Raw genomic sequence first — 14,933 nt, forward strand, 5'->3', positions numbered from 1 at the left:
TAACATATAGTTTTCTCTGGTGCAATAGTGAGATCCATTACACATAATATTTAAAATTAAAAATAAAATATTGATTTAAAATGAATTAATTAAATAACAAACATAATAGATTTGTACGATATGAAATAAAATTTAAAAAAATATGTTCAATATGTACATTATTTATATTTGATGCTACATTTTGCTAAAAATTTGGAGCAAACCAGTTGGCAAAAGCAGGACAGATCGTCATTTCATCGAAGCTTAAATCGAATGTTGACTGGTTCAACTTATCTGTACTACCACAGGAATTATAAGTAACTTCTATGCGAGCGTATTCGTTGGATCTGCGAAAAAAAGTCATGGCAGCATATCGCCAGACAAACCATAAATCGAATGTTTGCAAACAATTTAATATTGCAAGATCTACTTTAGACAATTGGATTTTACTGGAGAAAACAACACAAAATTTAATTCCCATTCCCGCTGTTAGGAATGGACGAGCATTTACAATCAAAAACTTAGAAAGCTTTAAGGTATTTGTTGAAACAACACCTTTTACACAAATTAGCGACTTGCTTGAGCCATTTGAAGAAAAATTTGGTTATCGAATATCGTATTCAATATTATGGAGGGGCTTAGAAAAAATTGGGAAAGTCAAAAAACAGAGAAAATAATCTCTTATTCATCATATTGATATACACCAAGCCTAAATCGTTTGTTTGCTTCTGGATCATTTTCATCAAGCTTGCAATAATCTATAGCTGCAGAAATGATTGCTTTAGACATTAAATTCCAGAGGTCAACACTTAACTGATTAAGCTTTTCAACAGATTCTTGACTCAACTCATCTGCAAATATCGCTTGCTCTAAAAAATTGCTATTTTTAGTCAAGTTGCTTATTCCAGCTGATAAATGATCAGAAATATTTTGCGTAAATAACTGTTTACTTTCATCTGCTTGAGGATCTGGTGTAAAGCTTGAGTTTTGCAAAACGATATAATCTTCTTCCTCAATCACAATCCCTAATCGCTTTAACTCTAATAAAATAGATTTAGGATGTTTTTCTGAAGAAACCTGTTTAACTAAGTTTTCAAAACTATACTGATCACCCTGAAAAGGAATCTGTTGCGGTAGTTTTTGATTAATCCACATCCCAATTACACGTGCAGGAACACTAATCGGTAGCTGTAAGTCAAATTGATTTACCAGTTGATACTCACCATAGGATTGACAAAAGCTTCTAACATCACGGCGGTTTAGTCCCGATAACAAACTAATCGCAGAATCTGTTTTCTTCTGTTTAATGGCATCTAATTCTTTTATTGCTTCGTTATAAAACAATGCTTTCAATGCAGTTGAAAACTCATTATAGCCAATACCCGATTTGATGAGCCAATGTATTAGTTGAGGCATAATACTGACAACATGCTCTAAAGTCGTTTCAGTATCATGAGACAACATTGTGTCCTCAGAAACGACCAAAGTTGACGTGTCTTTACTCATTCCAACTCCACATTCGGTCTGGTATCAATAGCAAATAGAATCATCGCTATTCTAACTGAATTCAACCCTTATAAGGATTATGATTGTAGTCTTTTTTTTCAAAAAAGCCGATGAAGTTGACCCAAAAGTAAATTAAAAACATAAAAATACATTAAAATTCAATATTGTATGAAATTAATCTAATTTTATCTTTACTCAAACAACCACTATTTGTAAATCTAAATATCCATTCGATGTCTAATCATGCTTTGCAAGTATTTTCAAAATCCATCTTATATCGGAGTTTCATTTTAACTCTTGTTAGCATAATCATTGCAAAGATAGTTTTTCCATATATTAGTATTCAATAATTAAATCCCTCAGAGTATTTAGTTTTTTAATATGAGATTTACATCAAATTTTTACGTCTCAATTATAGCTTGACACTTTCATCACCACTTACTAAAATGTGCAAAATAGACATTTTTAACAAAAAACATATCACGCTTCACACACACATAGAAATCGAATAGGTGTAATCATGAAAAAAGAGCTTATTTTGGGTGTTTCTTTCATATCGTTCTTATCCTTCTTCACGATCTTATTAATTATTATTGAGTGATTTATTAAGATAAATCACGATATCTATTTACCAAACCATCGTCTTTTCAATAACGCCCAATGCACTAGATTAGGCTGGGTATTATTCTTTACTCGAAGAACATTCAGTCAAAATCGTAACTTTAGCTTCTTTCATGATTTAGCTACTATTAAGTAAATATCGATACTTAAATTCAATAACGATCTCATCTGAGCAAGAGTAAAAAATATGTCACAACAAGATTATGAAAATGGACTTAAAGTACGTACCGAAGTGATGGGTGAATCATTCGTAAAACGTGCGCAAGACAGTACCGTACCTTTCACTGAACCTTTACAGAACTGGATTAATGAACATGCTTGGGGTTCTACATGGCAACGTGAAGGTGTATTGCCCCGTAAATATCGCTCGCTAATTACCATTGCATTTTTGACTGCACTCAAAAGCCCAACCGAACTTAAAGGTCATATTCGTGGTGCATTGAATAACGGCGCCAGTGTTGAAGAAATTCAGGAAGTTTTATTGCATAGCCTACCTTATTGCGGTGCACCAGCAACACAAGAAGCATTTCGCGCTGCACTTGAAGTGATCAATGAATATCAGCCAGAATCTACGCATAAATAGTTTTAAATGCGAACTAAATCTCTTCCAATATCAATCAAATAAAAACTTCAATTCATTAATACACATTTTGCCATCTTCTTTACTTGATTGAGTGACTAAGATGGCATAGATGATGAATGAGATCTTTTGAATTAAGTTTGAAGATAATGGAGTATTCAGTTGAGTAAAAAAATACAATCCAATCGTGATGGCATACAATTTCCGATACCATCAGGAAGAAAAGTACCCAGTACAACTCAAACCGCAAAACAAATCCTTAAATCAGCACTACAAAGTGTTGATTCACCTTATGCCTCTAAACTCATTGCCGAAAAAAACTGGAGAAAAAATTACCCTGTTTATTTTCAAGAATTGGTTAAAGCAGGTATCGAATCTGTCGATCATCCTATACGAATTGCACAGAGTGGACTGGAAGCGGCCAAAGCCTCATTTAATTTTAATCGTGCAGAACAAAATGATGCTTTAAGTCATGCCATGGCAAATATTAAAGATCAACCATTTGAACGTTTTACTTTAAAAGGAACAGGCAGTTCAACCATTGAACCGTGGTTTATTCCTTATCATGGCAAAAAATTACAAGGCGAAGCGCTATTACAGCAAATTGATCTTTGGGAACAACAACAGGTCATCGAACCTAGTCATGCCAAGGCACTCCGCTTACTCAATCAACATCCTGAATGGTTTGATTTATCAAAACGCACTATGGTGTTATTCGGTGCAGGCTCAGAAGCAGGTCCTTTAAGTTGGCTGGCAAAATGGCGTGCCAATATTGTTGCAATTGATTTACCAAACCCTGCGATTTGGGAAAAAATTACCAAAGTGATTGAAACAGGAAATGCGACTTTAATTGCACCTCAGATCTCTACAACAAAAGATGGACAGCAGCTTGGTGCCAATTTACTGACTCAAACACCTGAGATTGCCAATTGGTTAAACACCTTTTCCGAGACTTTAGATTTGGCAGGTATCGCATATCTAGATGGGGAAAAACATGTCCGTGTTTCGATTGCGATGATCAGTATCATGGAACAAGTCAGTCAACACAAACCTGATAGCAGTATCATGTTTATGCTGACGCCGACCGATATCTATGCCATTCCAAAAGCAGTCGTACATTCTATACAGGATAAAATTAAACAGCGCCCAATCGTAGAAAAACTGCTCACTAAATCCATTCACAATATTTCTCTTAGCAACTTTTTCAAACCCAATTTGAAACAGTTAATTCAATCAGATAATGGTCAACAATATGGCATTTCCGACTGCATGGTGATTGAGCAAGGTCCAAACTATGCACTCGCAAAACGCTTGCAACAGTGGTTTGCGATTTCTGCACGGGCGCGTGGTCAAAAAACCGTAATCAATATTGCCCCATCAACAACCACTCATTCTGTTGTGAAAAATCCAATTTTAAAAGCAGCTTTTTCAGGTGCAGATTTATTTAAAGTTGAAACATTTAGCCCCGAAACCACCAATGCAATTATGGCTGCACTTTGGGTACATGATTTAAATAATCCAGAAAGTGCGACCAACCCAGAAAAGGTATTGGATCATCCACTTGAACTGATCATGGAGAATGCCAATCATGGCGGATTATGGCATGTCCCTTATTTGGCGAGAACAGCTCTGCCCTTTGCTGCGGCATATGGTTGGGTTAGAGAAAAGTTTTAAGATCGATAAACCTGTACATTGATCGTCATGAAAAATTCACTTGTAAATTTGCGTCATCGATTGCTAAAATCCGCGCAATTCATTTTAAGGGGCTTCATTGTGAGTACTTGTTCTAGCGACAGTTGTAGTCGATCTATTTTCGTCTAGTATCCACAAAAAGCTCTTCTCTTAAGACCTTTCCTTGTGGATACAAGGTAAGGTCATCTGTACATTTCAGACCTCTGTTTTATCTATCCAAGATTTAATGAGATAACAAGCACTCACATTCGCCCTCCAACAATAGGAGTGATGTGTATGTTCAAATTCAAAAGTCAATTACTAAAACTCGTTCTCAGTGTCACTGCATTGTCGATCAGTATGCAGCTCTTTGCAGGGCGACCAATGCATGTAGATGATGCATCAGTCGTCGATGCAAAAAGCTGCCAACTCGAAATGTGGATGCAAAAACATACCGATGATCGAGAGTACTGGAGTATTCCAGCTTGTAATTTTGGCTCTAACTTCGAACTCGCCTTGGGTATGGGACGCACGGATACAGATCAAGCAGACCCGAAAAATTATGCAGTTCTACAAGGCAAGACATTACTAAAAGCATTAGAAACAAATAGTTGGGGAATAGGCTTGGCCACCGGTAGTCAGTTCAATGTAAATGATTCCACTGATCAGATTTGGTATATCTCTGTTCCAGCCAGCCTATCCACTATGGATGATGCTTTTATTGTGCATGCTAATCTTGGCTGGTCACATGAAAAACAAGATCATCGGAACTTTTTCACTTGGGGAGTGGGCAGTGAAACGCAGGTTGCTCCGCGCCTCGCACTCACGACTGAGTTATATGGCAATGATCGCAAAGAATCATTCGTACAAACAGGTTTTCGTTATATGTTGCGCAAGGATCGTATTCAACTTGATACAAGCTATGGAAAACAATTACAAAGAAGCAAGCAAAGTGATTTCTTCTCACTTGGGCTTGTTTTATATAGTTCAGCCTTGCTTCCATAATTTATAAAATCGCCTTAGGTGCAAATCTTTCGCCTATTACGATGAAATGACAAGTAAAAGTAATCTACCCCTAAAAATTTCATTCCACGGTCAGTGGGACTGTTTTTTATAGTAAAACACTTAAATTGATCATTTTGGAATATAAGTTAAGCAGATGAGTCACTGAGCTAATTTCTTTTTTCTTCTAATATGCGGCTATTCCATCGCAACCTTAGAGTTTTAGGTTCCAATGACTCAATTGCCAAAAGTTAAACGTAATTTGCTTGGTTCTCAAGCTGCACAGAAAATCTTCAGCAGTCGTACAGCTCAACGCACACAACATGTATTTACGAACGCAGCTGATCGTATTTTAAGAGGACATCAACTGGTCTTATCAGGAAAAACACCTTTTGATGTCATTTATCAGCGTGAAATCATTAGTTTACGTCACTATACTGCGCATTCGAATCAATCCCCTAAACATCGTATTCCTCTTGTGATTGTTCCTCCTTTGGCTGCGAACATGTTGATTTATGATCTATTTCCCCATCGTAGTCTAGTTCGTTATTTTCTGGCTCAAGGATTTGATGTCTATCTCATTGACTGGGGGAGCCCGAGTCTACGCCAAGCCAAATATAATCTTGGTACTTATGTAAAAACGTTTATGCCTGATTTTATTGAAAAGGTTCGTGAGCATAGCGGTCAGCAACAGCTTTCACTTTATGGTTGGAGTTTAGGTGGTGCACTTTCGCTATGCTACACCGCACTTTTCAAAGACAAAAACATCCAAAATCTACTGATTTTAGCATCCCCAATTAACACGCATAAATCAGGTTATATGGGCAAGTTTTATCAGCGCCTGACCATCCCTGCAAAATGGATTCGCAATAATACCAACTTTCGTATTCGTCAGATTCCAAGTCGCGTCTTTCACATTCATGGCTGGCAAAACACGCTAGGTTTCAAACTTACCGATCCTATCGGAAACGTCAAAAACTACTGGGAACTTTTAAAAAATTTGAATGATCGTCAGTTTGTGATCAACCATGCAACTTCAAGTTCTTTTGTCGATAACATGCTGGCTTATCCTGGTGGTGTCATGCGCGATATCATCATACGCTTCTGGATAGACAATGAGTTATCAACAGGTCGAGTTCAATTTGGAGATCAAGTTGCAAACCTAAAAGATATTGATTGCTCAGTACTGGCAATTGGTGGAGATACAGACATCATCGTCACAGCTGAAGCTGTTCGCCCACTCATGGATTTGATTAGCAGTGAAGATAAACAATTCAAAATCGTAGCTGGCGGGCATATGGGATTGGTATCTGGCAATCAAGCACCTCAAGCCGTTTGGCCAGTGGTCAACCAATGGTTAGCGGAACGGTCTGATTAAACCATCTATACCATTGAAATTTAGGTTGTTGATTTATATCCAAGCAACAGCCTAATCTCATTGATACTTAAGCAAAATGTTGTTGCCGATGCAATACCAAACCTTCAACATTGACAGGGATTCCTAACAGGTAACCTTGTAATTGATGACAACCTAATTTAGTTAAAATATCTGCTTGCTGTTGAGTCTCTACACCTTCTGCTGTCACGGTTAAACCCAACTTTGTGGCAAGGTGGATGATACTTTCTAAAATTGCTTCTTCTTTTGAGTTTGGCTGCAAATCAATAATAAACCCACGATCAATTTTAAGTTCATCTACAGGCAAATCTTTTAAATATAAAAAACTCGAATACCCCGTTCCAAAATCATCAATCGCAATACGAATACCGAGTTGTCGTAAGCGTTCCAAAGTGCGAACACTGGCATCAATGTGATGCATGGCTGTTGATTCTGTAATTTCGAGAATTAGATTATGTGGTTTGATCTGATATTGTGCGATCAGTTGTTCCAGTACACTAAATAATTTTTTATTTTCAAATTGTAGTGCGGATAAATTTACAGCGATCGGATAAAACGGACTGTTACTCTGTTCCCATTTTTGAATTTGCTGACACGCTTGCTCTAATGCCCAATAGCCCATTGGAATGATCAAACCTGTTTTTTCAGCGCCGTCAATAAACATCTGTGGCGTTAATAATCCCAAGCTTGGATGTTTCCATCGGATCAATGCCTCAACACCACAGACTTCGTAATTCGCTGTAAATTTGGGCTGATAAAACAGAACAAACTGCTGCTCATCTACTGCTTTGTATAAGTCATTGATCAATTTTGATTGACTACGCACGTCCTGTTGATCAGACATTGCATGAAACATTGTATAGGTATTACGTCCCTGATCTTTAGAGGTCAGCATGGCAATATCTGCATTAATCAGAAGATCTTGTATATTACGGCCATGCTCAGGATAGATCGCGATCCCCAAACTGGCTGAAATATTAATATCCTTTCCTGCAATCAAATAAGTTTCTTGAATATGATGCAATATCTCATCTGCAAATCTCATTGCCTCAGCACTTTCGGTATTTTCTGAGATAAGAACAAACTCATCTCCTCCGATACGGAAAAGCCGCTGATTTGCATTTAACTTCGATTTCAAACGATGTGCCATTTGAATCAAGAGCTGATCACCAATGTGGTGTCCAAATGCATCGTTCACTGATTTAAAGCGGTCTAAATCAATATAGAAAAATGCGACTTTTTGATTGTGGGCGAATTCAAACATGAGGTGCGACAGTTTGAAAAGTCTTATGATAATCAACAAGCTGAGCAAATTTCTCTAATGGTGTAAGCCAATCTAACGCTTTTCTAGGACGAGTATTCAGTGACATGGCAACTTGATTTAAATAATGCTGATCTGCCTGATTTAAATCAATCCCTTTAGGTAAATATTGCCTAATTAAACCATTCATATTTTCGCATGTGCCTTTTTGCCAGGGTGAATGTGGGTCACAGAAATATACATCTATGCCTAAATCTTCTTCAAGTATTTTATGTTCTGCCATCTCGCGTCCACGGTCATAGGTCAACGTTTTACGCAGTTCTGCAGGTAAATATTTCAGAGCTTCAGTTAAAGCCTTGCGCACTGATTCTGCCTTTGCATCAGGTAATGTTGCCAAGATACAGAGCCGTGTATTTCGTTCAATAAGTGTTGCTATCGAACTTTTATTGTCTTTACCTTTAATTAAATCAGCTTCCCAATGACCCGGTATTTTTCTTTCTTGAACTTCGGCTGGGCGCTCATGAATAGTTTTAATATCCTGTAATATAGAATCTTTTTTAGGTTCACCGTTAGCTTTTCGCTTTTTATTTTCATGACGCAGACAGGATAATAAGTCTTTTTTCAACTCACCCTTTGGTAATGCTCGTATCGTTGAATAAATCGTTGTATGGCTTACATTCATTGTTTGATCCAAATCAGGAAATGTCTTTAAACGCTTTGCTATTTGCTGAGGAGACCATAAACAACGGATCGCTTCAACAATAAATTTCCAGAGGATTGAATCGATTTTGAGTTTTCTGTGACCACGTCTACGTCTAGCGAAGGTGTTATCAGAAGCATATTGAGCTTGATAAACGTCATTGATGCTATTTCTTTTAAGCTCACGATAGATCGTACTAGGATGTCTTTTAATGAGTTCAGCAAATTTTCTGGCTGAAAAGCCTTCTTTTCTTGACTCAAGCATTAATGCAGTACGATCTTCAAAGTTAAGATGATGGTATGACAATTTTATATACTCCATAAACCCTTTAAATTAATTAGGTGGTTTATGTCGCACTTCAAGTTTTACTCTGCCGTGTAAATGATGAAGAGGGAAAATGACTTCGGCGTAGTCAGTTAAAAATAAACGGTTAGGCAGTTTAGTTAATGAGTCATGCAGTGACTGTGTCGCAAGCTCTTTATTAATCAGCATGAGCTGCTGATTACGTTGCTCCAAACGAGCTTCCAATACCGCCACAGCAAAGCCTGCAACAAAAACCAAACTAGCAATAAAAATAATCGTAAATAATAAAATACTTTGTTCAGTTTGTGCAGGTTTAGCGATGTCAAATAGGCTTTCATTAAAATATGTCGCCGCCATACCTGTGTAATGCATACCGACGATACTGAGCGCCATGAGTAGAGCAACAACTGCTTTTAGAGCAACACGGTGATGAACTGCCACCTTGTATTTAAAAACAAAGAAAAAGCTTAAACCAGAGCCACTGATTGCAATCAAAATCGAGCAAATCACCAACAACGGATCATAATACATTTGATGGTAATCAACCGTCAGTGCCATCATACCGGTATAGTGCATACCTGATATGCCTAAGCCCATAAAGACCGCACCTAAAATTAGACGAGCAGTCGGCAAAGTAGGTCTCGTGGTTAGCCATACCGCAAAAATTGATGCAACAGCACCTATCAGATATGACAATACTGTCAATCCGATATCAAAATGATATCCCTCTGGCAAATGACTTGCCAGCATCCCCACAAAATGCATTGACCATATCGCTAATCCAAGGATTAGACCACTCGCAATTAAAATGCTCTTTTCAAACTTTTTATAAGCAGCTTTAAAAACGAGTTCTTCCATCGAAACTGCAGCGTAACATGTTACCACTGCAACCAGAATGGAAACGATGACCAATGTGCTATCGTAATCAACGTGTACCATAAAGGACTTCCATGATTATTCAGTACTTTTTTTTATTTACGGAGCAATATGCCCAAAAAACCAGAACGATCCTTCACACTCAAGAAAGCGACGAAATACAATTCATAAACTTTTCTTAACAATAACATCATCTAGCATAAGGTCAAGTCTTTTTCACTTTATAAATCAATAGAATATAAACATAGAATTATTTCACCCCAATGAAATCAACTGTTTCATTCATTCTATTTTTATCTATAAATTCCGTCTTAGCTAGATTTTTATAATCGTTCTATCTCGCTATCAATATACATTTAAACTGCACAACTCCCCCATATTATGCAAAATTTTATTTATTCTGATCTTTTAACAACAGAAGTATGTTCAAAACATAATCAATATTAAGCCTATTTTTCTGTTTAGATTGTTATAACTCTGTTATCCAAACAAAAAAACCTTGTTATTTCAACAAGGTTTTTTTAACTAATTCAGAGACTAAGAATTAGTTTTTTCTCTTTATCAACAATCTTGTTTGCTTGAATCCAAGGTACGAAAAAAGATGAAAGCACTGCTTTCATCTTTTTGAGGCACGTAACAATAAACATAAAAAACCCACTCAAATAGAGTGGGTCTTCGCATTCAAATCAATTGATTCGAGAAATTAGTTTTTCTCTTTATCAACGATTTTATTCGCTTGAATCCAAGGCATCATCGCACGTAATTTAGCGCCAGTCACTTCGATACCGTGTGCTGCATTTTGACGACGACGAGCAGTCATAGATGGATAGTTCAATGCACCCTCTTGGATGAACATCTTCGCATATTCACCAGACTGAATACGTTTTAATGCATTACGCATTGCTTCACGAGACTGTTCATTGATTACTTCAACGCCAGTTACGTATTCACCGTATTCAGCATTGTTTGATACTGAATAGTTCATGTCAGCGATACCGCCTTCGAACATCAAGTCAACGATCAATTTAAGTTCATGTAAGCATTCGAAGTAAGCCATTTCTGGTGAATAACCAGCTTCAACCAAAGTTTCGAAGCCCATTTTAACCAACTCAACCGCACCGCCACAAAGAACTGCTTGCTCACCGAATAAGTCAGTTTCAGTTTCTTCACGGAAAGAAGTTTCGATGATACCTGTACGGCCACCACCTACGCCAGAAGCGTAAGAAAGTGCAACATTACGTGCATTACCAGAAGCATCTTGGTGAATAGCGATAAGATCAGGAACACCTGAACCACGTTGGAATTCTGAACGTACAGTATGGCCAGGTGCTTTTGGAGCAACCATAATCACGTCTAAGTCTTTACGTGGAACAACTTGGTTATAAAGAACAGAGAAACCATGTGCAAATGCTAAAGTTGCACCTTCTTTGATGTTTGGCTCAATCACATCACGATAAAGTTGAGATTGGAACTCATCTGGAGTCAAAATCATGACTAAATCAGCTTGAGCAACAGCTGCAGGCACTTCAGATACTTTAAGACCTGAGTTTTCAGCTTTTTTCCAAGATGCTGAACCAGCACGTAAACCTACAGTTACGTCCACACCAGAGTCTTTCAAGTTAAGCGCATGAGCGTGACCTTGTGAACCATAACCAATGATGGCAACTTTTTTGCCTTGGATGATTGATAAGTCACAGTCTTTATCGTAAAAAATTTGCATCTGTTTTCTCCGCTAAAATTTTTGTCATTTCCCTTGTTATACAAGGACAGATTTGGTCGCTCCCAATTTTGGCATTGCTTCAACCAAAATTGGGAGAAATATATACTAAATTGTTAGAACTTTTTCGCCACGCGCGATGCCTGAAACACCTGAACGTACAACTTCTAAGATGGTATTTTCAGCCAATGCGTCAATAAAACCATCAATCTTGTCCGTTGTACCCGCGATTTGAATTGTGTAAGTGGTCGGCGTTACATCCACGATTTGAGCACGAAAGATATCGGCAGTACGCTTAATTTCAGCACGTGCTGCACCTAAAGCTTTCACTTTGATTAACATCAATTCACGCTCGATGTGCGCACCTTCTGACAAATCAACCACTTTTACAACTTCAACTAATTTGTTGAGTTGTTTAGTGATTTGCTCAATTTTATGATCATCACCATAAGTGGTTAACGTCAGACGAGATAAAGTTTCATCTTCAGTAGGTGCCACGTTCAACGTTTCAATGTTATAGCCACGTTGACTAAACAAACCTACAAGACGAGAAAGCGCACCAGCCTCGTTTTCAACGAGTACAGAAATAATATGTCTCATTATGTACGCTCCCCTTTACCTAACCACATATCCTTCATCGATTGACCCGCAACTAACATTGGGTAAACATGCTCTGTACGATCAACCATGACATTAATGAATACACATTTGTCATTGATCGCCATCGCTTCAGCAAGCTTAGATTCCAACTCATCTGCATGGTTAATCTGGATACCCACATGACCATAAGCTTCCATGAGCTTGGCAAAGTCAGGTAATGAATCCACATAAGAACTTGAATGACGTCCTTCATAGTTCATATCTTGCCACTGCTTAACCATACCCAAAGCTTGGTTGTTTAAGCATAGAATTTTCACATTTAAGCCATATTGCTTACATGTTGATAATTCTTGGATACACATCTGAATTGATGCTTCACCAGTGATACAAACCACTTGTTGGTCAGGGAATGCAAGCTTTGCCGCCATGGCATAAGGTAAACCCACACCCATCGTTCCAAGACCACCAGAGTTGATCCATTGTCGTGGACGCTTATATTTATAGTAGTTGGCACCAAACATTTGGTGTTGACCTACGTCAGAAGTGATGATTGCTTCACCATTGGTCACACGATCTAATGCCTCAACCACTTGCTGAGGTTTCATTACACCATTTTGACCTTCTTCATAACGCAAACCATGAACTTTACGCCACTCATTAATTTGAGACCACCATGCCGCAATCGCTTCAGGGTTTGGCTTAGATACGTTCATTTGTTTCAATTGCACCAGCATTTCTTGAAGAACTGGCTCTACAGCACCCACGATTGGGATGTGTGCCATAATCGTCTTCGAAATCGTTGCAGGATCAACATCGATATGAATGACTTTTGCATTGGTACAGAATTTTGCAGGATTATTGGTTACACGGTCATCAAAACGCGCACCGATCGCTAAAATCACATCCGCATTGTGCATCGCCATGTTGGCTTCATATGTACCATGCATCCCTAACATACCCACGAACTGTGGATCATTACCCGGGAATGCACCTAATCCCATCAAGGTATTGGTTACAGGGTAACCCAATAGATGCGCAAGCTCAGTCAATAGACCTGAAGCATTGCCTTGAACAACACCACCACCCGTATAAATGATTGGGCGCTTCGCTGAAATCAATTCATCGATTGCTTTACGAATTTGACCTGAATGACCGCGTGAAGGTGGCTGGTAAGAGCGCATTTTCACTTTTTCTGGGTATTCATAAGCAAATTTTTCTGCTGGATTAGTCGCATCTTTTGGAATATCAACTACAACTGGACCTGGGCGGCCAGAAGACGCGATATAAAATGCTTTCTTAATAATTGCAGGAATTTCGCTAGCGTGACGTACTTGGAAACTGTGTTTTACGATTGGGCGAGAAATACCCACCATATCAGTTTCTTGGAATGCATCCTCACCAATTAAATGACTCGCAACCTGACCAGACAAAATCACCATTGGGATTGAGTCCATATAAGCAGTTGCAATTGGTGTGACTGTATTGGTTGCACCTGGACCAGAAGTCACTAGTACAACACCCGTCTTGCCTGTTACGCGCGAGTAAGCATCAGCCATGTGACCTGCTGCTTGTTCATGACGTACGAGGTAATGATTGATTTTGTCTTGTTGAAATAGCGCGTCATAGATATGTAAAACTGCGCCGCCTGGATAACCAAAAACATGCTCTACGCCTTCGTCCGCAAGGGCGCGAACGAGCATTTCACCACCAGATAAAAGTTCCAACGTGATTCACCCTAGTGTTTGCACAATTTATGGAAGACATAAACTGTGTTTCATTCATTAATTTATGCACTTTTTATAAGTGTGCATATTCTACTCGTTTTTGCTGCAATAGGAAAAATTTTCTGACTCATCAGCCGTATAAGCTGTTATTACATCTCGAATCAAAACATGTTGGGATAAACATATTTCAAAAAATCATCCTCTCGGCTAGAAAGAATGTCCATTGCAAGCCATGTTATTTATTCGAAGGGTGATCAAATAAACACATATAAAACTAAAGCAAGCATTTTTGTTGCTTTCCTGCACAAAGTCAAGATTAAAGGAACAGATTTTATATAATATTTTTTGGCTGCTGTTTTTTTAAACAGTGCAGTTATAAAAATAACAGCATATTCAAATGAGTTTTATTTCAATTATTGTACTTTTGGTATTTATAAATTCCAGTTAAAGTATTTATTTTGAATATTAAACAACTGATCAGATCAAATGATCTTGGGGAAAATGACAATGCAATCATCTCGTTTAAAAACAATCATATCCATAACCTTAACCAGTTTATTCATGCTCTGTTCTGGCCAAATATATGCTCAACAATATTATAAATGGATCGATGCGAATGGTTCGACCCATTACACCACTACTCCACCACCTAAAGGAGCAAAACGCTTAGATAAAATTTCAACCTATGGTTCAAATAACAGTCAAAGCAGTGCCAATGCATCTTCACAAAATCAGCAAAAATCACCTCAACACACCACCACATCAACAACAAATCATCCTCAACAAGAAAGTACGCCTAGAGATGAAACATACCAACCTAAAAATATACAAATAGCAGAAGCGCTGGCAGATCGATAACTCAAAAGTTTACGGAGAGTGTCCAAGACATTCTCCTCACTTATATCCAATAAAAACACTGCTAAAAACTGACATTTCACCTGATTTTGCGCTATGCTGTGCAGCAATCTTAACTTTACTTTTTTGTTGTATCGCATAT

Annotated in this window: 11 protein-coding genes and 3 pseudogenes; 7 read left to right on the top strand and 7 right to left on the bottom strand. The window is 37.9% G+C overall.

What is annotated here, in order from left to right:
• Window positions 1–153: 153 nt before the first annotated feature.
• Both F927_RS17455 and F927_RS12480 read left to right on the top strand, forming a co-directional pair.
• Window positions 154–300: pseudogene (locus F927_RS17455) on the top strand (hypothetical protein); the annotation flags it as partial.
• A 5-nt stretch (window positions 301–305) separates the two neighbouring features.
• Window positions 306–656, top strand: a complete 351-nt coding sequence (locus F927_RS12480) for a COG3415 family protein (protein WP_005085415.1) — start codon at window positions 306–308, stop codon at window positions 654–656.
• Window positions 657–660: 4 nt separating this feature from the next.
• Here the strand turns inward: F927_RS12480 and F927_RS12485 are convergent, their stop codons facing one another.
• Window positions 661–1,485: a hypothetical protein gene (locus tag F927_RS12485; RefSeq protein WP_005085417.1), complete on the bottom strand. Its 825-nt coding sequence runs from the start codon at window positions 1,483–1,485 to the stop codon at window positions 661–663.
• Window positions 1,486–2,293: 808 nt separating this feature from the next.
• On the opposite strand from F927_RS12485, the gene F927_RS12490 reads away from it, so the two are divergent.
• The 4 genes from F927_RS12490 to F927_RS12505 all read left to right on the top strand — a co-directional run bounded on the left by F927_RS12490 (window position 2,294) and on the right by F927_RS12505 (window position 6,737).
• Entirely contained in the window at window positions 2,294–2,689 is a 396-nt protein-coding gene (locus F927_RS12490; protein ID WP_005085420.1) for a carboxymuconolactone decarboxylase family protein, read from the top strand.
• Window positions 2,690–2,848: 159 nt separating this feature from the next.
• Entirely contained in the window at window positions 2,849–4,360 is a 1,512-nt protein-coding gene (locus tag F927_RS12495; RefSeq protein WP_005085422.1) for a hypothetical protein, read from the top strand.
• Between the two features lie 294 nt (window positions 4,361–4,654).
• Window positions 4,655–5,362 carry a hypothetical protein gene (locus tag F927_RS12500; RefSeq protein ID WP_005085425.1) on the top strand — a complete coding sequence of 236 codons (708 nt, stop codon included), beginning with the start codon at window positions 4,655–4,657 and terminating at the stop codon, window positions 5,360–5,362.
• A 229-nt stretch (window positions 5,363–5,591) separates the two neighbouring features.
• Complete coding sequence (locus F927_RS12505; RefSeq protein WP_005085428.1) at window positions 5,592–6,737, top strand: alpha/beta fold hydrolase; 1,146 nt, start codon at window positions 5,592–5,594, stop codon at window positions 6,735–6,737.
• Window positions 6,738–6,804: 67 nt separating this feature from the next.
• Here F927_RS12505 and F927_RS12510 read toward each other — a convergent pair.
• From F927_RS12510 to F927_RS12535, 6 genes and pseudogenes are all read right to left on the bottom strand, one after another.
• Window positions 6,805–8,001: pseudogene (locus F927_RS12510) on the bottom strand (putative bifunctional diguanylate cyclase/phosphodiesterase); the annotation flags it as partial.
• A gap of 10 nt (window positions 8,002–8,011) precedes the next feature.
• Window positions 8,012–9,037 carry an IS30-like element ISAba125 family transposase gene (locus tag F927_RS12515; RefSeq protein WP_005100823.1) on the bottom strand — a complete coding sequence of 342 codons (1,026 nt, stop codon included), beginning with the start codon at window positions 9,035–9,037 and terminating at the stop codon, window positions 8,012–8,014.
• A gap of 54 nt (window positions 9,038–9,091) precedes the next feature.
• Window positions 9,092–9,958, bottom strand: a pseudogene (locus tag F927_RS12520) (MHYT domain-containing protein); the annotation flags it as partial.
• A gap of 640 nt (window positions 9,959–10,598) precedes the next feature.
• Window positions 10,599–11,615 (bottom strand): ketol-acid reductoisomerase, encoded by a 1,017-nt coding sequence (gene ilvC, locus F927_RS12525; protein WP_004637893.1) that lies wholly within the window; start codon window positions 11,613–11,615, stop codon window positions 10,599–10,601.
• A gap of 105 nt (window positions 11,616–11,720) precedes the next feature.
• On the bottom strand, window positions 11,721–12,212 hold the full coding sequence (gene ilvN / locus F927_RS12530; protein ID WP_004637892.1) for an acetolactate synthase small subunit: 492 nt from the start codon (window positions 12,210–12,212) through the stop codon (window positions 11,721–11,723).
• Window positions 12,212–13,936, bottom strand: a complete 1,725-nt coding sequence (locus tag F927_RS12535; protein ID WP_005085438.1) for an acetolactate synthase 3 large subunit — start codon at window positions 13,934–13,936, stop codon at window positions 12,212–12,214. Before F927_RS12535 ends, ilvN begins: the two co-directional genes overlap by 1 nt.
• Window positions 13,937–14,443: 507 nt before the next feature.
• Between F927_RS12535 and F927_RS12540 the strand changes: the two genes are divergently transcribed.
• Entirely contained in the window at window positions 14,444–14,794 is a 351-nt protein-coding gene (locus F927_RS12540; protein WP_005085440.1) for a DUF4124 domain-containing protein, read from the top strand.
• The last annotated feature ends 139 nt before the right edge of the window (window positions 14,795–14,933 follow it).

This window comes from Acinetobacter haemolyticus CIP 64.3 = MTCC 9819, assembly GCF_000369065.1.
GTDB classification, from domain to species: Bacteria; Pseudomonadota; Gammaproteobacteria; order Pseudomonadales; family Moraxellaceae; genus Acinetobacter; species Acinetobacter haemolyticus.

Coding starts and splice junctions, on each gene's coding strand:
- F927_RS12480 (WP_005085415.1), top strand. CDS start 306: ATGCGAGCGTATTCGTTGGATCTGCGAAAAAAAGTCATGGCAGCATAT.
- F927_RS12485 (WP_005085417.1), bottom strand. CDS start 1,485: ATGAGTAAAGACACGTCAACTTTGGTCGTTTCTGAGGACACAATGTTG.
- F927_RS12490 (WP_005085420.1), top strand. CDS start 2,294: ATGTCACAACAAGATTATGAAAATGGACTTAAAGTACGTACCGAAGTG.
- F927_RS12500 (WP_005085425.1), top strand. CDS start 4,655: ATGTTCAAATTCAAAAGTCAATTACTAAAACTCGTTCTCAGTGTCACT.
- F927_RS12505 (WP_005085428.1), top strand. CDS start 5,592: ATGACTCAATTGCCAAAAGTTAAACGTAATTTGCTTGGTTCTCAAGCT.
- F927_RS12515 (WP_005100823.1), bottom strand. CDS start 9,037: ATGGAGTATATAAAATTGTCATACCATCATCTTAACTTTGAAGATCGT.
- ilvC (WP_004637893.1), bottom strand. CDS start 11,615: ATGCAAATTTTTTACGATAAAGACTGTGACTTATCAATCATCCAAGGC.
- ilvN (WP_004637892.1), bottom strand. CDS start 12,212: ATGAGACATATTATTTCTGTACTCGTTGAAAACGAGGCTGGTGCGCTT.
- F927_RS12540 (WP_005085440.1), top strand. CDS start 14,444: ATGCAATCATCTCGTTTAAAAACAATCATATCCATAACCTTAACCAGT.